Genomic DNA, 24,296 nt, shown 5'->3' with positions numbered 1-24,296 from the left:
TCGCGGAATGAGCGCACACCCCCTCCTCGGGTCGTCCTGTCGGTCTGCACGACGCTCGGTCGGAATCGGGTCGCGGCCGGGCGTCGCCGCATGATCGAATCTCCGTCACCGCTGAAGCGGCGACTGCTCGGCATGCTCCTGTTCCTGATGATCATCGTGTTCGTCGCGTGGTCGATCACGTCGTACACCAAGACGTTCAAGACGGTTGTCGACGTCGATCTGATCACCGACTCCGTCGGAAACGCGTTGCCCACCAACGCCGACGTGAAGGTTCGCGGCTTGATCGTGGGGGAGGTGCGATCCACGTCGGCGGCCGACGGTGTGGTCACCGCCCGTCTGGCCATCGATCCGGACAAGGCCGACCTCATTCCGTCGGACACGACGGCTCGTCTTCTGCCGAAGACGTTGTTCGGTGAGCGATTCGTGTCGCTGATCGTGCCGAAAGGCGCGGAGGGAGAGCCGATCACGAACGGCTCCGTGCTGAGGCAGGACACGAGCGGCGCAGCCATCGAGGTGGGCCAGCTGCTGGACAACCTGCTTCCGTTGCTCGAAGCCGTTCCGCCGCAAGACCTCGCGAGCACGCTCGGAGCGCTGGCGCAGGGACTGACCGGGCGCGGCAGCGATCTCGGGTTGACGATCGACCGACTCGAGCGCATCTTCGCCGCCCTGAACACCGAACTGCCCACCATTCAGGACGATCTGCGTGGCCTCGCGGATCTGACGCAAACCTATTCGGATGCGGCCCCGCAGTTGGTGGACGCCCTCGACAATCTCGCCGTGACAGGGAACACCGTGGTCGAACAGCGACCTGCGGTGGACACGCTGATCGCAACACTCACGTCGACGGGCGGTACGACTTCGGATTTCCTGCAGGCGAATTCGGACAACCTCGTCGGCATCGCCGCGGACTCCCGTCAAGCGCTCGAGCTTCTGGCCGAGTACTCGCCTGCGTTCGGATGTACGTTCGCGCAGTTCGTTCCGACAGTTGCCGAGGCGCAGAAAGTCATCGGCGTGGGCGACGAATACCGCGGCATCAACGTCACGATGCCGATCGTGAACCCCAAGGGCCGCTACCTGCCGAACCAGGACGAGCCGCGGTTCCTCGACAACCGCGGGCCCCGGTGCTTCGAACCTGCCGATACCGCCGCCGGTGAATTCTTCGGCCAGTACCCGGGCGGTTCCGTGAACGACGGTTCGTACCAGGTCCCGTCGAGAAACCCGGGGCCGCAGGATGTTCCGGAGTTGCCGGCGCCGCAGTACTCCGCGGTACCCGCGGTGTCCGACGCTGCACTGCCGAGTGCCTACGAAGGCTCGGACTTCGAACGCGACACGCTCGCCGTGATCTACGGCGAAGCAGGAGGCGTCGCTCCGGAGGATGTGCCGTCGTGGACGACGACCCTGGGCGCACCCGCCCTACGAGGGACGGAAGTAGGCTTCCGGTGATCGGCGATCGGTGTCGCCGACCGGCAAGGGTTTGCCGCGTGGTGCACGCGACGGACCTCTCACTGCGTTCGAGGAGTCGTGGATGACAGACGAGAAGCCCGAGCACGGGCAGCACGAGCGATCCGGTGCAGGTGCGCTTCGCGGGCCTCGACTGTGGATCGCACCGATCGTCGTGGTGTCGGTGCTGATGTCCGTGCTGGCTGCGGTGTACATGGGTGGCATCCTCGATCCGAAGAAGAGCTTGCACGACTTCCCGATCGCTCTCGTCGTCAGCGATGAAGGGGACGTTCTGCCGACGGGTGAACAGGCGAATTTCGGCAATCAGATTCGCGATGGACTGGTTGCAGGGATCGACCCGAACACCGTCGACCTCAGGCAGATGGGGATCGCGCAGGCGCACGACCAACTCGACAGTGGAGACGTGTTCGGCGCCATAGTCATTCCGAGCGACTTCACGAAACGCCTGTCCATACTGGCGCAGGCCAGTGTCGTTGCAGGCGACGTCGACAAGCCTGTCATCACCGTCTACACGAACCCGCGCGCAGGAACCCTCGGCTCGTCGTTGTTCAGCGCGATCGGCGATCAGGCGCTCGGTGAAGCCAATGCCAAGGTCGGACAACAGCTCACGGAGCAGGTGCAGGCACAGCTCGGTGCGACCGAAGCGTCGCCGATCTCGGGCGCCGCTGCACTGACGCTCGCCGAGCCGATCGACATCATCGTCACTCCGCACGATCCACTCCCGGACGGAACCGGCCTCGGCCTGTCTGCGTTCTACTACGCGCTGTTGCTCCTTCTCGCCGGCTTCACGGGCGCGATGGTCGTCAGCTCTCTGGTCGACAGCGTCCTGGGATTCACGCCGACCGAGTACGGGCCGTTCTTCCGTCACACGGCGTCCGCGCCCATATCCCGCTTGCAGACCATGCTGATCAAGTGGGCGCTCATGGCCATCGTCGGCCTGGTGGTGTCGGCCTTGTATCTGCTGATCTCCCACGCACTGGGTATGCCGTCGTCGCATTCGCTGCTGTTGTGGATGTACGGGGCGTTGGCCATCACCGCGGTCGGTGTGACGGCGGTGTCCATCGTGTCGGTGTTCGGCACGCTCGGCCTGTTGATCAACCTGATCCTGTTCGTCGTTCTGGGGCTACCGTCGGCGGGCGCAACCGTCCCGATCAGCGCCGCACCGAGGATCTTCGGATGGCTCGCACAGTTCGAGCCGATGCACCAGGTCTACCTCGCGGTGCGCGCGATCCTCTACTTCGACGCCCGATGGGACGCAGGCCTCGGACACGGAGTGACCATGACGTCGATCGGTATGGCGATCGGTCTTCTGGTCGGTCTCGTCGTCGTTCGCCTCTACGACCGCAAGGGCTTCGAGCGCCGAAACGGTGCTCTCGTGACCTCGAGGGACAATTGATGGAAAGGTCGCTTGTCGGAGCCGCCACGCGCCCTGAATAATCGGGTGCACCACCTCACCTGACTGGAGTCGCGAAAATCCATGCAGTACAACACCCTCGGTAGCACCGGGCTGAAGGTCTCCGCCGTATCGTTCGGAACGGCCCCCCTCGGCGATATGTTCGGAAGTGCCGACGAAACGGCGGCGCTCGATGCCGTTCATCGCGCAGTCGACGCCGGAATCAATTTCTTCGACTCGTCCCCGTACTACGGACAGGGGTTGGCCGAACGCCGGCTCGGTCGCGCCGTCGCCGGTATACGCGACGAGGTATTGATCGGCACCAAGGCAGGACGTAACGGTGCGAACGATTTCGACTTCTCGCCCAACGGTATTCGCACGAGCCTCGAGCGCAGCCTCGAGCTGCTGGGCACCGATCACGTCGACGTGTTCCAGCTGCACGACATCGAGTTCGTCTCTCTCGACGGCGTGTTCGGCGACGCCTACGCGGAACTCGTCTCGCTGCGCGACGAGGGCAAGTGCCGCTACATCGGCATGACCGGATATCCGATGCACACGCTGGCCCGCGCGGTGACCGAGACGGACCTCGACGTGATCCTCTCCTACGCTCACTTCACGTTGCTGAACACCGAACTCGAGACGGTACTCGCTCCGGTGTGCCGCGACAACGACACGGCCGTGATCAACGCTGCCGCAGTCGCTCTCGGTCTACTGACACCAGCAGGCCTACGGATCGATCTGCCTGCCCCGCAGGAGATTCTCGATGCGGCACGCGCCGTCTCCGCGCTGTGTGCCGCTCGCGGCGTGGACGTGTCCTTCCTCGCCAACCAGTTCTCGATTCAGCGATCCGGTTGTGCGACAACGGTGATCGGCACGACCAAGGCCAAGAACCTCGATGCAGCGGTGGCCGCCGTCTCGGCGCCCATCGACGAGGAATTGCTCGCCGACGTCCTCGCGATCACCGACGGTGTCCGCAGCACGTCCTGGATCAGCGGCCTCCCCGAGAACAACTGACACCGAACGCGTCATCGCCCCGGCATGTTGTGCGGGGTGATGACGTCGATCTTGGACCGGACCGTACGGACCGAGCCCGGCAGCGCCCCGTGGAACGTCATGATGGACCGGGCCGCGTACCGCATGTCCTCGCGCAGGTCGTGGTGCAACACCGCCGTCAGGTGACCGGTCTGCAGAAGCGCACGATTTTCCTGGGCCAGATCGTGTCCGACGAACACTTCACATTCGCGTCCGGCGGCCGAAAATGCATCGAGCACACCGGAATTGCCGCCACCGATGGAGTAGACAGCGCGGATGTCCTGGCCTCGCTCCAACTCGGCGGCGACGAGTATCCGAGACGTGTCGTCGAGGCCGTCGGTGTCCGAGATCTCCACGATGCGACGACCTGGGTCTCGTGCTCGCATCGCGGCACGGAAGCCCATCTCTCGTTCTTCCTCGCCGCGGAAGAAGTTGCGGCTCGTCATGACCAGGACGGCCGCGTCGGACTGCCGTAGCCACTGCGACACCAGATATGCCGCAGTGCTTCCCGCGGCGCGGTTGTCCATCCCGACGTACGCGATTCGATTGCTCGCGGGTACGTCCGTCACGAGCGTCAGAACCGGAACGCCCGCGGCCGTCACTCGATCGATCGCCGCAGCCACGGCCGGTGTGTCCGGAGCTTTCAGGATGACGCCGTGACTGCCCTTCGCGGCGACGGAGTCCAGGGTCGCGACGAGGTCGTCGACCGGCCAACCCTCCTTCAGATGAAACCGTGCGCGGATGGCCGCGGGCCGCAAGCCCGGTAGCTCGGCCTCGAGGGACTCGCGCACGAGACGGGAGAATCGATTGGGTGTGTCCATCACGACGTCGACCATGAACGTCCGGCCGGAGAGCCTCAGTTGCGTGCGCTGACGGTCGAGGTCGGCGATCGCCTGTTCCACCTGCAGAACGGTACCGGCACGCACACCTGGACGTTTGTGCAGGACGCGATCGACGGTCGCCTCACTGACGCCGGCTTGCCTCGCGATCTCGCGCACCGGATACGGGTGGGGCATCGGATAACTCCTGAGGGGTTTCGGATGGATCCACGCTGGGTGTCCGTCACGACCATAGCGTCGCGGGCCGCCGCAGCGTCGGTCACCCCGGCGACGTCGTCCGACGAGTGACGTCGCCGCTCACCGGGAGCGCCGAGCGGCCCGACGAGAACACGCGTGGTTCGAGAAACGGCAGTACACGGTCGACGACGGCATCGTTGTACCGCTGCGGTTCCTGGCGCGGATTCGCATGACCGGTTCCCGGCATGCGGACGACACGTAGCTGCCCGTCGGATCCACCTACCCGGTCGAACAGGATCGACTGCGAATAGTCGACGTCGACGACGCCGTCCGCGCGTCCGATCGAGGGACGCATGAAGACGATTGCCGGACTGGGCTTTCCGTCGACCGGGCGGTTCAGCGCATCGAGGTTGTCGAGTGCGCCGGACGCGACGATGGTCCTGAACTGCGACTCGATGAACCCGTTGCTCGCGGCCGAGGGGTTCAGGATCTTGTCCCGCATGACTTCGTCGAACGCGTCGACGGCGTCGTCCCAGTGGATTCTCGGGTACCACGACGAATGCAGGTCGACGAATCTCTCGGAGCGAGCGGCCATCTCGACGACGGTGCGTAGCGTGCGACTCTCACGCGCTCCCGGCAGCCAGCCGATCCACCGCAACAGGTTCTCACCTGCGTCTCGACTGCTTGCGCGCACGGCGTGCAGGTCGAGGGGCGTGCAGTCCAACACGATTCCGGTCACGCGGACGTCGCTGTCCTCGTACAGATGCTGCGCGACCTCGAGCGCGACGACGCCACCCATGCTGTGGCCGACCAGCACGACGTTCTTCACCCCCGCGGTCTTCGCGCGCGCGGCGATCAGCTGGCCGATCACCTCGGTGTCGATACCGCGGTTGTCGTAGCGCACCGCCCAGACGCGGCCGATCGCACCGAATGCAGGGAGCGACATCGCGGTCGGTGCTGCATCGACGTTGCCCAGTCCGACCATGTCGACGACGGCGGTAGCGCGGTCTCGAGGATCCGCTGCATCGAAGATCTGATCGACCTGAGGAGTCGTCGACGCGAGTCTGCGTTGTTCGGGCGCGACGTCGTGCTGCCAGTACAGATTCAGCACGAGCAGGAGTGGAATCAGGGCGAGTGCCGTGCGTAGGAGCGCGCGACGCGTTCGGCCGAGAACGATCCAGTCGTGCCCCAGCCGAGTCTGCGCCAGGCGCTCGCGACGCAGCCGGTCGTCCCATCGCACGAGGTGAACTCTCCGGACCTACTCGTTCGACTTCAGTGGTCTTCGACCACGGTACGCGTCGTCGGCGACACCACGACGCGGCCGCGTCGACGCGCAGGTCACCGAGGCGCGAAGGGGTCCGTCGCGTCGCCTCTCAGCTGTCGATGGATGAACCACTCCGTGCCGAGGGTGTCGCGTCGATCCAAGTCGTTCATGGCGACGAACTGGCTCGCGCCGCCGCCGCGCGCGAGTTCGGATTCGTGGGCCGTGAATGCGGCCCACTTCGTCTCGAAGAACTCCCGAACGTCGACGGTCACCGTCACGAGTTCGTCGTCGACGCCGGGGATTCCGGGGCCGGGCTGCGGTGCCGTGCCGCCGAACAGCGTTCCCCACCGGTTCTCGACCTCGCTGCGCGGAAACGTCGCGAAACACAGATGCGACGGCGCCCATGGCGTCCCGGCGTTCGGGTAGAGCTGGTGATGACTTGCGGCCTCCACAGCGGCAATGGTCACCCTGTGTGCGTGGACGTGGTCCGGATGTCCGTAGGAACCGAAGGCGTCGTACGTGACGACGACGTCGGGACGGAAGTCCCTGATGTGGCCGACGACTTTCCCGACCGCCTCGTCGAACGGCGCGGAACAGAACTTCACCCCGTCGTCGAACGCGTTGTCGGTGTACCCGAGCAGGCGCGGCTCGCCGGCGCCCAGAATGTCGAGCGACCGCCGAAGTTCCTCGACCCGGCCGCTTCCCTCGCTCCACGTACAGGTGACGACGCCGGTCCGTCCGCCCCGACGAGCGGTGCGGGCCAACACGCCCCCGGTGAAGAGCGCTTCGTCGTCGGGGTGCGCGTGGACGCAGAGAACGCTGGGAACACGATCGTCGTCGGTGGTGCGAACGGGCATGGCAGGTACCTTCCGGTCGGCAGTCGACAGCAGAGTAGTGCAGAACCCGTGCGTTCGCCCTCGACTCGTTCGCCATGGCGTCTACAGTCGGAGCGCAGTACCGGCGGGGTGTGGATGAGAAGGGGTGGACATGGTCGTTTCCAAGGCGGATGTCGTCGTCGTGGGGGCGGGCCTGGCAGGCCTGGTCGCGACGGCCGAGCTCGTGGCGTCGCGCAAGCACGTGATTCTGGTGGATCAGGAGAGCGAGGCCAATCTCGGTGGTCAGGCGTTCTGGTCGTTCGGTGGCTTGTTCTTCGTCGACAGTCCCGAGCAGCGCCGCTTCGGCATCAAGGATTCGCACGAGCTTGCCTTGCAGGACTGGATGGGCACGGCCGGGTTCGACCGCGAAGAAGACCGGTGGCCGCGTCGCTGGGCGGAAGCCTACGTCGAGTTCGCCGCAGGGGAGAAGCGAAGCTGGCTCCGGCAAAGAGGATTGAAGATCTTCCCGCTCGTCGGATGGGCGGAACGAGGTGGATACGGTGCCACCGGACACGGCAATTCGGTTCCGCGGTTCCACATCACCTGGGGGACAGGGCCTGCGCTCGTCGAGATCTTCGCCGATATCGTGCGCAAGGGCGTCACCGACGGGCTGGTCACGCTCGCGCACCGCCACCGTGTCGACGACATCGTCGTCACCGACGGCGCCGCTACCGGCGTGCGCGGCACCGTTCTCGAACCGTCGAGCGCGCCACGCGGAGTCCCGTCGTCGCGTCTCGGCATCGGAGAGTTCGAGTTCGACGCGCCCGCGGTCATCGTCACGTCCGGAGGCATCGGCGCGAATTGGGACCTGGTCAAGAAGAACTGGCCCGAGCGCATGGGGCCTGCGCCCAAGCACATGCTCACCGGTGTACCGGCGCACGTCGACGGCAGAATGTTGCAGATCACCGCCGACGCGGGCGCGAGCGTCATCAATCCGGACCGCATGTGGCACTACACCGAAGGAATCACCAACTTCGACCCGGTGTGGCCGAACCACGGTATCCGGATCCTGCCCGGCCCGTCGTCGCTGTGGCTCGACGCGCACGGACAACAGTTGCCCGCACCGCTGTTTCCCGGATTCGACACCCTCGGCACACTCGAACACATCGTCCGGACCGGATACGACTACTCGTGGTTCGTGCTCGATCAGAAGATCATCGAGAAGGAGTTCGGGCTGTCCGGCCAGGAACAGAACCCGGACCTGACGGGCAAGAGCGTCCGCAAGCTTCTCGAACGCGTGCGATCCGGAGCACCGGGACCGGTCGAAGCCTTCAAGCGTCGCGGCGAGGATTTCGTCGTCGCCGACTCGATCGGCGAACTGGTAGCCGGCATGAACCGGATCGGCGAGGTCGAACTGAAAGCAGGCGACATCGAACGACTGGTCACCGCACGCGACCGGGAAATGGACAACGACTTCAGCAAGGACCTCTCGGTGTCGGCCATTCATGCGGCCCGTAGATACAGGGGCGACAAGGCCGCACGGATCGCCACGCCGCATCGGATGTCCGATCCTGCATCGGGACCCTTGATCGCGGTCAAGCTCCATCTTCTGACCCGGAAGACACTCGGCGGGCTCGAAACCGACCTCGATTCCCGAGTTCTTCGTCGCGACGGACAACCGTTCGACGGGCTGTTCGCAGCCGGTGAAGTGGCCGGGTTCGGTGGAGGCGGAGTCCACGGTTACCGGTCGCTCGAGGGCACATTCCTGGGTGGATGCATCTTCTCGGGCCGAGCTGCAGGTCGCGCCGCGGCGCGTTGACCGGAGCCGGTGTTTCGACGCCCCGTCTCGGTAGAGTGAACCGCACCGTTCAGCCGCAGACGAGGAGTGTTCGATGGCCGATTTCAACGAGCAAGTCATCGCGGAGTTCCGCGCGAATCACGGCAAAGTGGGAGGGCCGTTCGAGGGGGCGCCACTGCTGCTGCTTCACAGCACGGGGGCCAAGTCCGGTGCTCGGCGCATCAGCCCCGTGATGTACCTGCCCGACGACGATCGTTACGTCATCTTCGCGTCGAAGGCAGGGGCCGACACGAATCCCGACTGGTACCACAACCTCAAGGCCAACCCGGATGCCGCGATCGAGGTGGGGGATTCGACGGTCGACGTCGTGGCTTTGGAGATCACCGGCACCGAGCGTGACGAGTTGTATCGCAAACAGGCAGAGCTGTACCCCGGCTTCGCGGAGTACGAGAAGAAGACGTCGCGGGTCATTCCCGTCGTCGCGTTGTCGGCGAAGTCCTGACAGCGAACACGGCGGACGCGTCGGGCGCCGGTGAACCGCCCGACTACCGACTCGAACGCTCCGACGTCGTCGCTGCTCTCTCGTCGTTCGTCCCCACGACGGTCCCAGCCCGGGCGAAGCGGGCCGCGTCCGTGGCGCTGGCGATCGGTGGCACACCGGGACACCGACGACTGCTTCTCACCAAACGGCCGTCGCGCCTGCGTGCACACCCGGGGCAGTTCGCGTTGCCCGGCGGCAGTGTGGATCCGGGCGAGTCGTCGGTCGAGGCCTGCCTGCGTGAACTGCACGAGGAGCTCGGGTTGCGGGCAGACCAGGATGCCGTGCTGGGACGCCTCGACGACTACGAGACCAGATCGGGCTACGTGATCACGCCGTTCGTCGTCTGGGTCGGTGACCGCTTGGCCGAACTGAAACCGAGTCCCGACGAGGTCGCCATCGTGTACGAGGTCGGGGTGTCGGAAATCGACATCGATCCGCGATTCGTGACCATCGAGCAATCGGAACGACCGGTGATCCAGTGGCCGTTCCGCGAGTCGCTCGTCCACGCGCCCACGGGCGCGGTGGTTCACCAGTTCCGAGAGGTGGTACTTCGAGGACGACACACACGCGTGGCAGACTTCGAACAGCCGGTGTTCGCGTGGCGCTGACGCATCTGCGTTCGCCAGTTCAGGAATCGAGGTGCGAGTGGTGAGTCCGTCCGAAACTGATCGGGGCGATCGCATCCTGACCGTTCCGAACGTTCTCAGTGTGCTCCGTCTGCTGCTGATTCCGCTGTTCCTCTACCTGCTCCTGGTCCGCCACGCCGACGGTCTCGCACTCGCCGTGCTGCTCGCGAGCGGTGCGACCGACTGGCTCGACGGGAAGCTCGCCCGCGCCCTCGACCAGTCGTCACGGCTCGGTGAACTGCTCGATCCACTGGTGGATCGGCTGTCGGTAGTGACCGCGCTCGTCGCATTCGTCGTGCGCGGCATCATTCCCTGGTGGGTTGCGGCCTTGCTGATCGGGCGGGATCTCGTCCTGGCGGGAACGATGTTCGTGTATCGGCGACGGGGACTCCCTCCGCCGCAGGTCATCTACCTCGGCAAGGCGGCGACGTTCGTCATCATGATGGCGTTGCCCGTCCTGCTGATCGCTGCAGGGGATTCGACCGTCGCCGACGTGTGCTCGCCGATCGGATATGCACTCCTTGTCTGGGGGACGGCGTTGTACACGTGGACCGGCATCTTGTACACGTACCAGGCGATTCTCGTCGGCATGACGACTCCGACAGCCGAAAGCAGGCCGACTCCTCATGCGTAGGCCGGCGCAGCGCAATACCCAGTCCTCGCTCCTTCGGTCGCTGACGTCGGAGCATCTGGACCCGGGTTACGCGGCCGCGTCGGAATCTCGCCACGCGAAGAACAACCGCTCGCGACGGTCGGCCGCCACCTGGACGATCGCAGGAACGCTCGCGGTCGGGGCAGTGTTCGGCGTCGCCGTCGGCCGCACAGCGCTCGACCCGTCCGATGCTCCGGGGGTGGGACGAGATGCGCTCGGTGCAGCTCGCGAGGCGTCGCATCGCGCCGACGAGCTCGATGCGCAGCGCGCCGAACTGGTCGTCGCGGTCGACGAGGCACGACGAGAAGCCTTGCAGAGCGACGATGCGGGCAACGACGTACTCGGCTCGCTGCAGTCCGTCGCGGACGCGGCAGGAACGACGCCCGTGACGGGCCCCGGCATCAGCGTCGTCGTGTCCGAGCCGCCGGCCGCGGCAACCCTGTCCGACGCGTCCACCCGGCCCCGCGGATCATCCGCCGCGACCGTGTTGGATCGAGACCTGCAAGTCGTCGTCAACTCCCTCTGGGCCAGCGGCGCCGAAGCGGTTGCGGTCGGCGGCATCAGGATCGGTCCTGGTGTCACCATCAGGCAGGCGGGAGGGGCGATGCTCGTCGACAATCGGCCGGTGCCGTCGCCCTACACCGTGTCGGCGATAGGGTCGCCGACACAGCTGCAAGCTCGATTCTCGGTCAGCGACGCGTACCTCCGGATGTCGGCGCTGTCGCAGCTCTACCGCGTCGGATTCGACGTGCGAGCCGAGTCCGAGATCGATCTACCCGCAGCGGCCAGCCGCCCGATCGCCCTCGCACACCAGGACGGCCCACGATGACCGACGAGCGCACGCACAAGGACGTCGACGATTCTCCGCACGAACCGCCGGAGCACCGGCGACGCGGTGGCAGCCTGATTCTGTTGGCCTTCGTGGCACTCGCGATCGGTGTCGTCATCGGGAGCGTCGCGAGTCCCGAGGTGCCCGACCCCGTGGCCCCGTATCTGCCCATCGCCGTCGTGGCCGCGTTGGACGCCGTGTTCGGCGGTCTTCGTGCCTACCTCGACGAGATCTTCGACGCGAAGGTGTTCGTCGTCTCGTTCGTCTTCAACGTGCTCGTTGCCGCGTCGATCGTGTGGCTCGGCGATCAGCTCGGTGTCGGAACCCAACTGTCGACCGCGATCGTCGTCGTCCTCGGTATCAGGATCTTCGGAAACGCTGCGGCACTCCGGCGCCGCCTGTTCGGAGCGTGAGACACGGTGTCGCAGGAAGGTCGCCATCAACGCCGCGGTGAGAACCGTCGTCGGTCGGTCGTGTTCGGATGCCTGGCTGTTCTGCTGATGACGGTCCTCGGAATCGGCCTGGCCGCGCAGGTGCGAGTCAACGACAACGAGGACTATCTCGACTCCGCGAGGCCGGCCGATCTGCTCGTCGTGTTGGACAACCTCGGCCGCCGAGAGGCAGCCATCCGGGAGGACATCGCCACCCTGCAGAACACGTTGACGACGCTGCAGAACGAGAGCGGGGGATCCGGCGCGGCGCTGGACGAGGCTCGCGCCGAGCTCGACGCACTGTCGATCCAGGTCGGGTCGGTCGCAGCGACCGGGCCTGGCGTCGTCGTCACGGTGACCGATCCACGAAACGGCGTCGGGTCCGAGGTTCTCGTCGATGCAGTACAGGAACTTCGAGCAGCCGGTGCCGAAGCGATGCAGATCGCCGGTGCCACAGACGAAACGGTTCGCATAGGCATCGATTCCTGGATCGCCGGTCCGGCGGGTAACACGGTGGTCGACGGCCGGGAATTGAAGGCGCCCTTCGTCATCACCGCGATCGGCGACCCGCCGACGCTGTCGGCCGCGCTGGACATCCCCGGTGGCGTCGTCGACACGGTTGCGAAAAGCAGTGGGGAGTGCGCAGTGTCTCAATCTCAGCAGGTCACCGTGTCTGCCTTGCGAGACCCGCGATCACGTCAATACGCTCAGCCCGGAAACTAGGTCGAGCCCGCTCGACTACCACCCGAAAGGACCGCCGAGTTGAGTGACAACGCGCCATCCGCCGAATTGTCGTACACGCCCGAGCACGAATGGGTTCTGCGGACGGGACCGACGACGGTCAGGATCGGCATCACCGACTTCGCCCAAGGACAACTCGGCGACGTCGTCTTCGTTCAACTTCCGTCCGTCGGCGACGAGGTCACAGCAGGAACTTCGTTGGGCGAGGTCGAGTCGACGAAGAGCGTGTCCGACGTCTTCGCGCCGTTGACGGCCAAAGTCGTTGCTGTCAACGAAGATCTGGATGCTGCGCCCGAGAAGGTCAACTCGGGTCCGTACACCGACGGGTGGTTGGTGGAGTTGGAAGTCGACACCGAAGCGACACTGGACGCGGCGGTGTCACAGATGCTCGACGCGGACGGATATGCTGCCATTACGGCCGGGTAACTTCGCGGGAGCGGACCGGAGAAACGGTCTACACCCATGCTCGTGTGCAGGGTACGGTCGTGGGTATGTAGATGCCGTGTCGGGGGCACAGGTCCGCACAAAGAACTGAACGTGAAAGCTGTCTACTGCGAGACCCGAGGTGTACGTCGCCCGGGTGATCGGACTGAGAAGGAGAAACGGTGAGCGAGAACGACAACGACGGCATCTACGGAGAGTCGCCGGCGGAGACCACTTCGGTCTTCCGTGCAGACTTCCTGCAGGAGCTGGACAACTCGGCGACGAGTCAGACGTCCGAGGCTCCGGTGTCGGGTGTGGAGGGCCTTCCGGTCGGGTCCGCGCTTCTCGTGGTGAAGAGAGGCCCGAACGCCGGCTCCCGTTTCCTGCTCGACCAGCCGACGACGTCGGCCGGCCGCCACCCCGACAGCGACATCTTCCTGGACGACGTGACCGTGAGCCGTCGCCACGCAGAATTCCGCCAGGACGAGGACGAGTTCCAGGTCGTCGACGTGGGCAGCCTGAACGGCACGTACGTCAACCGTGAACCGGTCGACTCTGCCGTTCTGGCCAACGGTGACGAGGTACAGATCGGAAAGTTCCGCCTGGTCTTCCTGACCGGGCCTCGCGGCGGTGCCGGTACTCAGGTCGGCGAGTCGTCTGCGGGTGCGGGCAGCCAGTGACCGCCGTCGGGCAGCGGTCTCCCGGGGGGATGTCGATTGGCTCCGTCCTCGATCGACTACGGCCCGACTTCCCCGACGTCACCATCTCCAAGATCCGATTTCTCGAAGCAGAGGGATTGATCTCGCCGGAACGTACGCCGTCCGGCTATCGGCGGTTTTCCATCGCCGATTGCGAACGCCTGAAGTACGTCTTGACGGCGCAGCGAGATCAGTACCTGCCGCTGAAGGTCATCAAGGAGCAACTGGAGGCCATCGACAGTGGCGCGGCGCGTGTCGAGCGTGCCGAGCCGACCTCCCGCCGGCCGCGCTCGCTGAGCGTCGCGCCGGGGGAGGTGTCGCCGGAAGAGTTCCTCGCCGACCGTGAGGTGCGTCTGAGCAAGAGCGATCTCTTGGAGCGCGCGGGAATCGAGGATTCGTTCCTCACCGAGCTGATCCGCGCCGGCCTGATCACGCCCGGCCAGGCCGGGTTCTACGACGAAGGCTCGGTCGTTCTGGCCAAGACCGCACATGCGATGTTGCAATTCGGACTCGAAGTTCGGCACCTTCGCGCGTTCAAATTGGCCGCCGACCGCGAGGCGGGTCTGGTCGCGCAGATCGCCGGGCCCGTTGCGAAGAGCCGAGACGCCGGTGCGCGAGACCGCGCGGAGGAGATGATCCGCGAACTCGCGGCGTTGTCGCTGACTCTGCACACGTGTCTCGTGAAGGCAGCGGTGCGCGGGGCACTCGATCGTTGATGTACGGAGGAAAGTCGGCGGACACCACTACGACCGCCGACTTCCCATAGACTCGAATGCAGTGGACGGACCCAGACCTGCGGCCCGATTTCAACGCGTGTGGGAGGCAGTCACCATGAGTGAGATGCGAGTCGTCGGTATCAGGGTCGAGCAGCCGCAGAACCAGCCGGTTCTCCTGCTGCGGGAGTCCGATGGAGAACGGTATCTGCCCATTTGGATCGGGCAGACGGAGGCGGCAGCCATCGCGCTGGAGCAGCAAGGCGTCCAGCCGGCCCGACCGCTGACCCACGACCTGATCAAAGACCTGATCGGCGCCCTCGGGCACACCCTGAAAGAGGTTCGAATCGTCGACCTCCAGGAGGGCACGTTCTACGCCGATCTCGTGTTCGACAAAGAGGTGCGCGTCTCGGCTCGACCGTCCGATTCGGTCGCCATCGCGCTGCGCGCAGGAGTTCCCATCTACGCGGAGGAGCCGGTCCTCGCCGAAGCGGGCTTGCTGATGCCCGACGAACGCGAAGACGAAGTCGAGAAGTTCAAGGAGTTTCTCGAGTCGGTATCCCCGGATGATTTCAAGGCCACCGGCGGGTAGAGCGCCCGATTCGATAACGGAAGAGTCTCAACCTCAACTTTAGGTTCAGTGTTACGGCGCGTTGCGTTGATTCGCCCTCACTCGGGTCCTAACGTTCCGCCTGTGAGTTCCGCTCGGCGATCCCATGTCGTCGCTGCGTGCCGGGGAGTACTCTGGCCTCGTACGCGGAATGGACCTCACGCGGCAGGAAGCCGGGAATTGAGCCCGGCCGGATCGAACGAAGTTGGCGATCCGTGCGCAGTGTCGAGACATCCGAAGAGGGAGCAGTCAGTGGGAGATCAGCCGCAGGAACGCCGCCACGGTTCAGCGTCCGACACGCCGGACACCGCTGAACAGGACGCGGTGGACACGGCGTCGTCCGACACCGCCGCATCGTCCGACACCTCCGCGGCCGAGGCGACCCCGGCGACTTCCGTCCCGGACTTCCAGCCAGGCTTGTTTCCGGACGATTCGGTCCCGGACGAACTTGTCGGCTACCGCGTTCCCAGCGCGTGCCAGATCGCGGGCATCACGTATCGGCAGCTCGACTACTGGGCTCGCACCGGGCTTGTCGTCCCGTCCATCCGGAGCGCGGCGGGTTCGGGTAGTCAGCGTCTCTACTCCTTCAAGGACATGCTCGTCCTGAAGATCGTCAAGCGTCTCCTGGACACCGGAATCTCGCTGCAGAACATCCGTGTCGCCGTCGATCATCTGCGTCAGCGCGGTGTCGGCGACCTGGCCAACATCACGCTGTTCTCCGACGGCACGACGGTGTACGAGTGCACGTCGGCCGAGGAGGTCGTCGACCTGCTGCAGGGCGGACAGGGTGTCTTCGGAATCGCGGTGAACGGCGCCATGCGTGAACTGACCGGCTTGATCGCGGATTTCCCGGCCGAACGCGCCGACGGCGGCGATTTCGAGACGACGCCCGAGGACGAACTCGCGTCGCGACGCAAGAATCGCGCCAGCCGAAAGACCGGTTAGACTTTTCGCACGTCGCGCTTACGCGGGAGAGTTCCGGGACAGCCAGTCTCGGGCGCCGAAGGAGCAACACCTCCCCGTCAATCTCTCAGGCACACGGACCGTGTGAGCCTCGACGTCTCTGGAAAGTGATGGGAGCACCCATCCGCCCAAGGGGAAAGGCCGGACGACGTCGTCGTCGCCCCGGCTGAATCTCTCAGGCGCCCGCGTCGGTGGGCATGCGACAGAGGGGGAGGGCCCTGTCGCACGCACCTGGAGTGGCTCGTGATCGATCCGACCGTCCCCACCGACTCTTCGTCGACGCCGAGCGAGCGCGTGTTCGCCGATCGGCATATCGGACCCAGCGCCGACGAACTCGAACGAATTCTGCACGTGGTCGGGGTGCCGACGCTCGACGACCTCGCGACCAAGTCCGTGCCGCAGGCGATCCTCGACGACGCACCGTCAGGAGTCGGCGCCGGCCTCGACGCGTTGCCGCTCCCGGTCGGCGAGCACGACGCGCTTGCCGAACTCGCGCAGCGCGCGGAACAGAACACGGTCGCGGTCTCGATGATCGGACTCGGCTACTACGACACACTGACGCCCCCGGTCATCACCCGCGGCATCCTGGAGAACCCGGCCTGGTACACCGCGTACACGCCGTATCAGCCGGAGATCAGCCAAGGTCGGCTCGAGGCGTTGCTGAACTTCCAGACGATGGTGGCGGATCTGACGGGCATGGAGGTCGCGAACGCGTCCATGCTCGACGAGGCGACCGCTGCAGCCGAAGCGATGACATTGCTCCGACGAGCGAACCGGGCGTCGACGTCACCGAGATTCGTCGTCGACACCGACGTCTTCCCACAAACGCTTGCGGTGCTCGAGACGCGCGCGGCCCCGCTCGGGATCGAACTGGTGCGGTGCGACCTGTCGCACGGTCTTCCGGACGGTGAGTTCTTCGGGTTGCTGACGCAGACACCCGGTGCGAGCGGCGTGGTACGCGATCTGTCGGACATCGTTGCCCGCGCGCACGAGCGGGGTGCGCTCGTGGCCGTCGGCGCCGATCTTCTCGCGCTGACACTCGTGACTCCGCCCGGGGAGGTGGGAGCGGACGCCTGCTTCGGAACTTCTCAGCGCTTCGGTGTGCCGATGGGCTACGGCGGCCCGCACGCCGGCTACCTGGCCGTTCGATCGGCGCATTCGCGGCAGCTGCCCGGACGGCTCGTCGGGGTGTCCGTCGACGCCGACGGCGACGTGGCCTACCGTCTGGCGCTGCAGACCAGAGAGCAGCACATCCGTCGTGAGAAGGCGACGTCGAACATCTGCACCGCGCAGGTGTTGCTGGCGATCGTCGCGGCGATGTACGCGAGTTACCACGGCAGCGACGGCTTGCGTTCGATTGCGTTGCGGGTCAATGCGCGTGCAACTGCTCTCGCGGCGGGGTTACGCGGTGCGGGTGTCTCGCTGGCCGGTGACGCGTTCTTCGACACCGTGACGGCGACAGTTCCGGGGCGTGCCGGCGCCGTCGTGGCCGCCGCCAAGGAGGCGGGTATCAACCTGCGCCTCGTCGACGACGACACCGTGAGTGTGTCCTGCGACGAAGCGACGACGGACGAGCACGTCGACGCGGTGCTCGCGGCGTTCGGTGCCGAGCGGTCCGATGCGGAACGCGTCGACTCGCTTCCTGCATCTGCCCGACGCACGTCCGAGTTCCTGACGCATCCTGCCTTTACCCGGCACCGCACCGAGACCTCCATGCTGCGATATCTACGCATGTTGTCCGACAAGGACATCGCGCTCGATCGCAGCATGATTCCGCTCGGTTCGTGCACGATGAAGCTCAACGCGACCGCGGAGATGGAATCGATCACGTGGCCGCAGTTCGCGAGGCTGCACCCGTTCGCGCCCGACGATGACACAGCAGGCATCAGGTCCATCATCGCCGACGTCGAGAAGTGGCTCGTCGACATCACCGGCTACGACGCGGTGAGCCTGCAGCCGAACGCCGGCAGTCAAGGCGAATACGCTGGGCTGCTTGCCATTCGGGACTATCACATCGGTCGCGGCGACGGTCATCGGAACATCTGTCTCATTCCGTCGAGTGCGCACGGCACCAACGCGGCGTCCGCGGTCATGGTCGGTATGAAGGTCGTGGTCGTCGCATGTCGCACCAACGGCGACGTGGACGTGGACGATCTGCGCGCGAAGATCGATCAGCATGCCGACTCGTTGGCCGCGATCATGATCACGTATCCGTCCACCCACGGTGTGTACGAGCATCAGATCGACGACATCTGTGCCGCGGTCCACGACGCGGGCGGCCAGGTGTACGTCGACGGCGCGAACCTCAATGCACTTGTCGGACTGGCCCGTCCGGGAAAGTTCGGCGGAGACGTCAGCCACCTCAATCTGCACAAGACGTTCTGCATCCCGCACGGCGGTGGCGGCCCGGGTATCGGACCCATCGGCGTCCGTGCCCACCTGCAGCCGTACCTACCGGGACATCCGCTGCGCGAGGGACTCGGAGGCGGCGCACCGGTCGCCGCTGCGCCGTACGGAAGCGCGTCGATCCTGACGATCACGTGGGCTTACATTCGGATGATGGGTGCGGTGGGACTGCGACGTGCGACGCTGACGGCCATCGCGTCGGCGAACTACATCGCCCGTCGCCTCGACGAGCACTTCCCCGTGCTCTATACGGGCGACAACGGCATGGTCGCTCACGAATGCATCCTCGATCTTCGTGAGCTGACCAAGCGTACCGGTGTGACCGTCGACGATGTGGCAAAGAGGTTGGCGGACTACGGTTTCCATGCACCGACGATGAGCTTCCCGGTCGCCGGAACGCTCATGGTCGAGCCTACCGAGAGCGAAAGTCTCGAGGAGATCGATGCATTCTGCGACGCGATGATCGCCATCCGCGTCGAGATCGATCGCGTCGGCTCGGGCGAATGGCCCGTCGACGACAACCCGTTGCGGGGCGCCCCGCACACCGCGCGCAGCCTCGCGCGAGAGTGGTCTCATCCGTACACGCGCGAGGAGGCCGCATTCCCCGACACGGGCGCCGGGCGAGCCAAGGTGTGGCCTGCCGTGCGGCGAATCGACGGAGCGCACGGAGACCGCAACCTGGTCTGCTCGTGCCCGCCGATCGAATCGTTCGCCTGAACGGTCAGGACGACACGAGTCGCAGCATCGCGATCTCCGGCGGTGCTGCGACTCGCACCGGAGGACCCCATGCGCCCGCACCCCTGGTGGTGTACAGCGTCGTGTTTCCGACCCGATCGAGGCCCTCGACGCTCGGCTGCTGCAGCGGCACGAGGTACCGCAACGGCCAGATCTGCCCGGCATGCGTGTGGCCCGACACCTGCATGTCGACTCCCATCTCCGACGCTTCCTCCGCCTGCAGCGGCTGATGCGCGAGCAGCAGCGAAAATCGTTCGGGGTCACGACCTTCGAGAGCGGCTGCGAGGTCGGGCTCGTACGGTGCAGGTGCGGTCGCGTCGTTGATTCCGACGATGTCGATGTCCTGGCCTCCGCGGCTGACGGTGGCCCGCTCGTTGCGCAGCACCGTCACCCCGAGCGACGACCACAGATCGAGCCACTTTCCGCCGTCGTCCGCGTAGAACTCGTGGTTCCCGCTCACTCCGAACACGCCCAGAGGCGCCGACAGTTGGCGCAGCGGCTCCAGATCCGAACCGACGAGTTCGACGGTGCCGTCGATGAGGTCACCGTCGAGCACGACGACGTCCGGCGCTTGCGCGTTGACGTCGTCGACGATCTTCTGCACGAAGTCCCGGCCGCGCGACGGGCCTGCGTGGACGTCGGAAACCAATGCAATTCGGAGACCGGCGAACTCGTCGGGTAGGCGGTCCAGCGCGATCGTGGTGTCGGTGATGCGGGGATGCGCGGCCTCGACGAGACCGTACCCGACGGCAGCGACGGACGCCGCCGCGACCACTGCGGAACCCACGCGTGTCACCCGCCGACGGGTGGCAACGGAGTCGCGGCCGCGTGCGGCCGCCGCGATGCGGATCGCGAAGGTCGCCAGACCGACGAGCAGGGTACCCAGTACGAGGTAGAGCACCACGGCGAGCCAGCTGAGACCGACGAACGCCGGAATGCGTGCCCATGCGGGGTCGAACAGTTCACCGGAACCGATTCCGATCAGGGCAAGGGCCCACATGACGACCAGTACGACGTCGACGACGAGGGAGTAGGGGCGAGGCAGTCGAGTTGCTCTGACGTAACGCAGATGCAGCACAAGTGCGACGAGCGCGAGGAACGTGCCGAACACGAGCAGGCGTGTCATGTTTCAGTACAGCAACTTTCGGAGAAGGTTGAGGAGTTCGGGCCCGTCCGACGAACCGACGGTGGTTGTCGAACCCCCGGTCGTGTCGGACATGGACTGCAACGTGCGAATGTCGGAATTGGTTCCGATGGACACTACATCGATGGCCACCGGCTTGTCGGGCACGGCGAGGTCGGACAGCATGCGCAGGAATCGATCCGACGATATCGACGCGTCGTCGTTCGGTCCGTCGGTGACGAGAACGACGCTGTTCGGCCGGCCCGGCACGTAGTTGTCCACGGCGTCGACATAGGCGGCCACGACGGATTCGTAGGTCGACGTCGACGTCTCGGGGCGCAGCGCGCTCGCCGCCGAAACAAGAGCATCGCGTCGCGTTCCCGATGCGATCTGCTCGTCGAGGGGGCCGGTGGGCACCGCTGTCCGGAACGCCCGCTGACCGTCGAGATTCGCGCTGTAGACCCACAATCCGAGATCGGACGCGCCGACGACGGACTCGAACTGCTGGTTCAGCGCGTCGACCGTGTTCTGCAAGCGCGTCCTGGCACCTTCGGCCGTGTCCATCGAACCGGACACGTCGAGCAACACCGTCGCTCGACGCGGCGTCGCAGGGTCTCGAACCGCGTCGATCAACGCTTGCCGCGTGTCCGACGCGGTCGCAGCAGCATCGGTTTCGATGTCTCCGACGTCGAAACCGGCGTCGGAGAAGACCGTGGCGTTGGCGGGCTGCCGTACGAACTCGACGAACTGAGCGGCTGCCCGGTCGAGTGTGTCGGTCGAGAAGCCGCTTCCCAGAATCGCAGCGGGATGGTCCGCGACGGGCGTCGCGCCGACGGGCGCGTACGTGGACAGTCCTGTCTGGGCGGACGCGCGCAGCTGCTGCGCGGTGACGGGGACCGTGTGCACATCCGAGTTCGGGGAGGGATCGGCACTGATCCGTGCGAGGACCGCATCGGTCGAGTCGACGGAGACGGCGCTCTGTCCTCGATCGGTGGTCGCAAGCGCCGACATGGCCGACACGACGGCCCCGCTGCGTGCCTGTTCCAACGACAGCGATCCAGTCGGTGATTCGACCGTCGTGGCTGCCACCGCGGCCAATGCAGGGGAGGTCGACGCCGCATCGGGCCCGGTGGGCAACTGCAGGCGGAGTCCACCCCAGCCGGGTAGCCCCAGTGCGTCGAGCCCGTCCGACGCGCGTTGCAGGCGAGGCAGATCCGCCCATCCGACGCTGCCGGCAGACAACGCGGACGTGACAGCGTCCGGGCCTGCGAGCACGATCGGAGAACTGGCGACCGATCGGGGCGTGCCGTCGATCGTTCCGGGGGGAACCCCCTGCAGAGCGTCGGACGAGCGCGGAATCCACAGTGCGGGAACAGCGCCGAGAGCGGCGGGGTCCCAGTTGTCCGGGCCGGCTGCGACGGCACTGGCCATCGCAGCCGTGGGCGTCGTCGCGACGTCGACTGTGACGCAATGGTCGCGCACGATCGGTTTGGTGGCGTCGAAACGCGCGGCCAATTCGGTGACCATGGGCGAGATGTCCGGATCGACGGTCACCGGCAACGTCAACGGACCCTCGACGCACGTAGTCGCCGCCTGCACGCCCTGGTCCGCGATTCGATCTCGCAATTGAAACCATCCGAACACGGCGAGCACCACCACGATGATGATGCCCGCCGCGATCACCGGTCCCTTGCTGATACCCCGGGAGCCCCCCGACGTGCGATGTTCACCCACGTGGAAAGACTACAAGCGCTGTGCGACAGCAGAGCTTGCGGACCGACCCATGGGGTCCGGGATATCGCGTCCGCTCCTACTTGGCGGCCGCCTTGTACTCGCGACGGCGGCGGTGCAGGATCGGCTCGGTGTAGCCGTTGGGCTGGCCGGCGCCCTGGAAGATCAGGTCGCTGGCTGCTTGGAAGGCGATGTTCGAGTCGAAGTCCGGTGCCAGGTTCTTGTACGCCGGGTCTCCCGCGTTCTGGCGATCGACGACCGGTGCCATGCGCTGCAGCGATTCACGGACCTGGCCCTCGGTGACGATGCCGTGCCGAATCCAGTTCGCGAGGAACTGGCTCGAAATACGCAGCGTTGCACGGTCTTCCATCAACGCGATGTCGTTGATGTCGGGCACCTTCGAGCAGCCGACTCCGTGGTCGATCCACCGCACCACGTAGCCGAGGATGGACTGCGCGTTGTTGTCGAGTTCGCGCTGCTTCTGCTCGTCCGACCAGTCGGTGGCCGGTGCCAACGGGATCTCGAGGATCTCGTCGACGGTGGCCCGCTTGGCTTTCGCGATCTCTTCCTGCCGGGCGAAGACGTCGACCTTGTGGTAGTGCAGGGCGTGCAGCGTCGCGGCGGTCGGCGACGGCACCCAGGCGGTGTTCGCTCCGGCCTTGGGGTGGCCGATCTTCTGCTCGAGCATGTCGTGCATCAGATCGGGCATGGCCCACATGCCTTTTCCGATCTGCGCCTTACCTTCGAGGCCTGCGGCGAGTCCGGTGTCGACATTGAAGTCCTCGTAGGCCTTGATCCAGGTCTGTGCCTTCATCTCGCCCTTGGGGACGACCGGCCCGGCCTCCATCGAGGTGTGGATCTCGTCGCCGGTGCGGTCGAGGAAACCGGTGTTGATGAACACCACGCGTTCCTTCGCGGCCTCGATCGCGGCCTTGAGGTTGACCGTCGTACGACGCTCTTCGTCCATGATGCCGACCTTGAGCGTGTTCTCCGGCAGGCCGAGGACCTGCTCGACGCGCCCGAACAGCTCGACGGTGAACGCGACCTCGTCGGGGCCGTGCATCTTCGGCTTCACGATGTACAGCGAGCCCGTGCGCGAGTTCTTCAGCACGTTGTCCTCGGTCAGCGAGTGCAGACCGGTAAGCGAGGTGAAGAGAGCGTCGAGGATGCCTTCGGGGACCTCGTTGCCGTCGGCGTCCAGAATGGCATCGGAGGTCATCAAGTGACCGACGTTGCGCACGAACAGCAGCGAACGTCCGTGCAGCGTCAGTTCGCTGCCGTCGATCGCGGTGTAGACGCGGTCCGCGTTCAGGGTGCGGGTGAAGGTCTTACCGCCCTTGGTGACTTCCTCGGCGAGGTCGCCGCGCATCAGTCCGAGCCAGTTGCGGTAGCCGAGCACCTTGTCGTCGGCGTCGACCGCGGCGACGGAGTCCTCGAAGTCCATGATCGTGGTGACCGCGGACTCGAGCAGCACGTCCTTGACACCCGCGGCATCGGTCTTGCCGATCGGGCTGTCGGCGTCGATCTGGATCTCGAGGTGCAAACCGTTGTGGCGCAGCAGGATTGCCGACGGCGCATCCGGGGCGCCCTGGTAGCCGAGGAGCTGCGAGGGATCCGCCAGACCGACGGTCGAGCCGTCGGCGAGCGTGACCGACAGAGACGCGGCATCCACGACGTACTTGGTCGTGCCGACATGGCTACCGGACGACAGGGGCGCTGCCTCGTCGAGGAACTCGCGGGCGAACGCGATGACCTTGTCGCCGCGAACCTTGTTGTAACCGGTGCCCTTCTCGGCGCCGCCCTCTTCGGAGATGGCGTCGGTGCCGTACAGCGCGTCGTACAACGATCCCCAGCGGGCGTTCGATGCGTTGATCGCGAAGCGCGCGTTCAGGACCGGAACAACGAGCTGCGGGCCCGCGGTCGAGGTGATCTCGGTGTCGACGCCCGCGGTGGTGATGTGGAAGTCGGCCGGCTCGTCGGTCAGGTAGCCGATGTCCTTCAGGAACGTCTTGTAGGCGGCGCGGTCGTAGTTCGGTCCCGCATGTTCACCGTGCCAGGCGTCGACCTTGCCCTGGATTTCGTCACGGACGGCGAGCAGCGCCTTGTTCTTCGGGGCCAGGTCGGTGATGACGGCTTCCGCGCCCGCCCAGAACTTGTCTGCGTCGACGCCGGTACCCGGAAGTGCCTCGTTCTGGACAAAGTCGTACAGCACCTCGGCAACCTGAAGTCCGCCAACAGTTTTGCGATCGGTCATGAATCCCTCGCTCTTTCCGGTCACGGGCGACTCCATGGCCG

Annotated in this window: 22 protein-coding genes and 1 riboswitch; of the genes, 16 read left to right on the top strand and 6 right to left on the bottom strand. The window is 65.8% G+C overall.

Features of this window, described 5'->3' with window-relative positions:
* Positions 1–90 precede the first annotated feature (90 nt).
* The 3 genes from HQ354_RS03650 (at position 91) to HQ354_RS03640 (ending at position 3,868) form a co-directional block, all read left to right on the top strand.
* Positions 91–1,443 carry an MCE family protein gene (locus HQ354_RS03650; RefSeq protein WP_222634173.1) on the top strand — a complete coding sequence of 451 codons (1,353 nt, stop codon included), beginning with the start codon at positions 91–93 and terminating at the stop codon, positions 1,441–1,443.
* Between the two features lie 82 nt (positions 1,444–1,525).
* Positions 1,526–2,857 (top strand): DUF3533 domain-containing protein, encoded by a 1,332-nt coding sequence (locus tag HQ354_RS03645; protein ID WP_222634172.1) that lies wholly within the window; start codon positions 1,526–1,528, stop codon positions 2,855–2,857.
* An 81-nt stretch (positions 2,858–2,938) separates the two neighbouring features.
* Positions 2,939–3,868, top strand: coding sequence for an aldo/keto reductase (locus tag HQ354_RS03640; RefSeq protein ID WP_222634171.1), 930 nt, complete (start codon positions 2,939–2,941; stop codon positions 3,866–3,868).
* Between the two features lie 11 nt (positions 3,869–3,879).
* On the opposite strand, the gene HQ354_RS03635 is transcribed toward HQ354_RS03640, so the two are convergent.
* From HQ354_RS03635 to HQ354_RS03625, 3 genes are all read right to left on the bottom strand, one after another.
* The gene (locus tag HQ354_RS03635) at positions 3,880–4,902 is read right to left on the bottom strand and encodes a LacI family DNA-binding transcriptional regulator (RefSeq protein ID WP_167675937.1); all 1,023 of its coding nucleotides are present in this window, start codon (positions 4,900–4,902) and stop codon (positions 3,880–3,882) included.
* 82 nt (positions 4,903–4,984) lie between these two features.
* The gene (locus HQ354_RS03630) at positions 4,985–6,142 is read right to left on the bottom strand and encodes an alpha/beta fold hydrolase (protein ID WP_084424018.1); all 1,158 of its coding nucleotides are present in this window, start codon (positions 6,140–6,142) and stop codon (positions 4,985–4,987) included.
* 98 nt (positions 6,143–6,240) lie between these two features.
* A complete protein-coding gene (locus HQ354_RS03625; RefSeq protein WP_114330959.1) occupies positions 6,241–7,023 on the bottom strand; it encodes a PIG-L family deacetylase in 783 nt (260 codons plus the stop codon).
* Between the two features lie 130 nt (positions 7,024–7,153).
* Here HQ354_RS03625 and HQ354_RS03620 point away from each other — a divergent pair, with 130 nt between their 5' ends.
* The 13 genes from HQ354_RS03620 to gcvP all read left to right on the top strand — a co-directional run bounded on the left by HQ354_RS03620 (position 7,154) and on the right by gcvP (position 19,129).
* The gene (locus HQ354_RS03620; protein ID WP_068431483.1) at positions 7,154–8,800 is read left to right on the top strand and encodes an FAD-binding dehydrogenase; all 1,647 of its coding nucleotides are present in this window, start codon (positions 7,154–7,156) and stop codon (positions 8,798–8,800) included.
* A gap of 73 nt (positions 8,801–8,873) precedes the next feature.
* Positions 8,874–9,281, top strand: a complete 408-nt coding sequence (locus HQ354_RS03615; protein ID WP_068431226.1) for a nitroreductase family deazaflavin-dependent oxidoreductase — start codon at positions 8,874–8,876, stop codon at positions 9,279–9,281.
* Positions 9,278–9,928: a CoA pyrophosphatase gene (locus HQ354_RS03610; RefSeq protein ID WP_068431224.1), complete on the top strand. Its 651-nt coding sequence runs from the start codon at positions 9,278–9,280 to the stop codon at positions 9,926–9,928. The genes HQ354_RS03615 and HQ354_RS03610 overlap by 4 nt, the downstream gene beginning before the upstream one ends.
* A 40-nt stretch (positions 9,929–9,968) precedes the next feature.
* Positions 9,969–10,580 (top strand): CDP-alcohol phosphatidyltransferase family protein, encoded by a 612-nt coding sequence (locus tag HQ354_RS03605; RefSeq protein WP_243636803.1) that lies wholly within the window; start codon positions 9,969–9,971, stop codon positions 10,578–10,580.
* A complete protein-coding gene (locus HQ354_RS03600; RefSeq protein WP_222634170.1) occupies positions 10,573–11,427 on the top strand; it encodes a DUF881 domain-containing protein in 855 nt (284 codons plus the stop codon). Before HQ354_RS03605 ends, HQ354_RS03600 begins: the two co-directional genes overlap by 8 nt.
* The gene (locus tag HQ354_RS03595) at positions 11,424–11,840 is read left to right on the top strand and encodes a small basic family protein (protein ID WP_084424016.1); all 417 of its coding nucleotides are present in this window, start codon (positions 11,424–11,426) and stop codon (positions 11,838–11,840) included. The genes HQ354_RS03600 and HQ354_RS03595 overlap by 4 nt, the downstream gene beginning before the upstream one ends.
* A 6-nt stretch (positions 11,841–11,846) precedes the next feature.
* Complete coding sequence (locus tag HQ354_RS03590; RefSeq protein WP_068431216.1) at positions 11,847–12,581, top strand: DUF881 domain-containing protein; 735 nt, start codon at positions 11,847–11,849, stop codon at positions 12,579–12,581.
* A gap of 39 nt (positions 12,582–12,620) precedes the next feature.
* Positions 12,621–13,025 (top strand): glycine cleavage system protein GcvH, encoded by a 405-nt coding sequence (gene gcvH, locus HQ354_RS03585; RefSeq protein WP_068431214.1) that lies wholly within the window; start codon positions 12,621–12,623, stop codon positions 13,023–13,025.
* Between the two features lie 179 nt (positions 13,026–13,204).
* Positions 13,205–13,702, top strand: a complete 498-nt coding sequence (locus tag HQ354_RS03580; RefSeq protein WP_068431211.1) for an FHA domain-containing protein — start codon at positions 13,205–13,207, stop codon at positions 13,700–13,702.
* The gene (locus HQ354_RS03575; protein WP_068431208.1) at positions 13,699–14,436 is read left to right on the top strand and encodes a MerR family transcriptional regulator; all 738 of its coding nucleotides are present in this window, start codon (positions 13,699–13,701) and stop codon (positions 14,434–14,436) included. The genes HQ354_RS03580 and HQ354_RS03575 overlap by 4 nt, the downstream gene beginning before the upstream one ends.
* 115 nt (positions 14,437–14,551) lie before the next feature.
* On the top strand, positions 14,552–15,025 hold the full coding sequence (locus HQ354_RS03570; RefSeq protein ID WP_068431205.1) for a bifunctional nuclease family protein: 474 nt from the start codon (positions 14,552–14,554) through the stop codon (positions 15,023–15,025).
* A 270-nt stretch (positions 15,026–15,295) separates the two neighbouring features.
* Positions 15,296–15,988 carry a MerR family transcriptional regulator gene (locus HQ354_RS03565; RefSeq protein ID WP_371828822.1) on the top strand — a complete coding sequence of 231 codons (693 nt, stop codon included), beginning with the start codon at positions 15,296–15,298 and terminating at the stop codon, positions 15,986–15,988.
* A 13-nt stretch (positions 15,989–16,001) separates the two neighbouring features.
* Positions 16,002–16,099: riboswitch (glycine riboswitch) on the top strand.
* 150 nt (positions 16,100–16,249) lie between these two features.
* Positions 16,250–19,129: an aminomethyl-transferring glycine dehydrogenase gene (gene gcvP / locus HQ354_RS03560; RefSeq protein WP_308115109.1), complete on the top strand. Its 2,880-nt coding sequence runs from the start codon at positions 16,250–16,252 to the stop codon at positions 19,127–19,129.
* Between the two features lie 4 nt (positions 19,130–19,133).
* Here gcvP and HQ354_RS03555 read toward each other — a convergent pair whose 3' ends face one another.
* The 3 genes from HQ354_RS03555 to HQ354_RS03545 all read right to left on the bottom strand — a co-directional run bounded on the left by HQ354_RS03555 (position 19,134) and on the right by HQ354_RS03545 (position 24,255).
* The gene (locus HQ354_RS03555) at positions 19,134–20,273 is read right to left on the bottom strand and encodes a metallophosphoesterase (RefSeq protein WP_222634169.1); all 1,140 of its coding nucleotides are present in this window, start codon (positions 20,271–20,273) and stop codon (positions 19,134–19,136) included.
* Positions 20,274–20,276: 3 nt separating this feature from the next.
* Positions 20,277–22,004: a substrate-binding domain-containing protein gene (locus HQ354_RS03550; protein ID WP_206030661.1), complete on the bottom strand. Its 1,728-nt coding sequence runs from the start codon at positions 22,002–22,004 to the stop codon at positions 20,277–20,279.
* A 76-nt stretch (positions 22,005–22,080) separates the two neighbouring features.
* Positions 22,081–24,255, bottom strand: a complete 2,175-nt coding sequence (locus tag HQ354_RS03545; RefSeq protein ID WP_167676033.1) for a malate synthase G — start codon at positions 24,253–24,255, stop codon at positions 22,081–22,083.
* Positions 24,256–24,296: the final 41 nt, after the last annotated feature.

This window comes from Rhodococcus sp. BP-261 (genome assembly GCF_019835205.1).
In the GTDB taxonomy this organism is placed as follows: Bacteria; Actinomycetota; Actinomycetes; order Mycobacteriales; family Mycobacteriaceae; genus Rhodococcoides; species Rhodococcoides kyotonensis_B.
This window is presented reverse-complemented; position numbering and strand designations above follow the sequence as displayed.

Excerpts from the sequence above, each read along its gene's own strand:
- HQ354_RS03650 (WP_222634173.1), top strand. The coding sequence starts at position 91 with ATGATCGAATCTCCGTCACCGCTGAAGCGGCGACTGCTCGGCATGCTC.
- HQ354_RS03645 (WP_222634172.1), top strand. The coding sequence starts at position 1,526 with ATGACAGACGAGAAGCCCGAGCACGGGCAGCACGAGCGATCCGGTGCA.
- HQ354_RS03640 (WP_222634171.1), top strand. The coding sequence starts at position 2,939 with ATGCAGTACAACACCCTCGGTAGCACCGGGCTGAAGGTCTCCGCCGTA.
- HQ354_RS03635 (WP_167675937.1), bottom strand. The coding sequence starts at position 4,902 with ATGCCCCACCCGTATCCGGTGCGCGAGATCGCGAGGCAAGCCGGCGTC.
- HQ354_RS03625 (WP_114330959.1), bottom strand. The coding sequence starts at position 7,023 with ATGCCCGTTCGCACCACCGACGACGATCGTGTTCCCAGCGTTCTCTGC.
- HQ354_RS03620 (WP_068431483.1), top strand. The coding sequence starts at position 7,154 with ATGGTCGTTTCCAAGGCGGATGTCGTCGTCGTGGGGGCGGGCCTGGCA.
- HQ354_RS03615 (WP_068431226.1), top strand. The coding sequence starts at position 8,874 with ATGGCCGATTTCAACGAGCAAGTCATCGCGGAGTTCCGCGCGAATCAC.
- HQ354_RS03600 (WP_222634170.1), top strand. The coding sequence starts at position 10,573 with ATGCGTAGGCCGGCGCAGCGCAATACCCAGTCCTCGCTCCTTCGGTCG.
- HQ354_RS03595 (WP_084424016.1), top strand. The coding sequence starts at position 11,424 with ATGACCGACGAGCGCACGCACAAGGACGTCGACGATTCTCCGCACGAA.
- HQ354_RS03570 (WP_068431205.1), top strand. The coding sequence starts at position 14,552 with ATGAGTGAGATGCGAGTCGTCGGTATCAGGGTCGAGCAGCCGCAGAAC.
- HQ354_RS03555 (WP_222634169.1), bottom strand. The coding sequence starts at position 20,273 with ATGACACGCCTGCTCGTGTTCGGCACGTTCCTCGCGCTCGTCGCACTT.
- HQ354_RS03545 (WP_167676033.1), bottom strand. The coding sequence starts at position 24,255 with ATGACCGATCGCAAAACTGTTGGCGGACTTCAGGTTGCCGAGGTGCTG.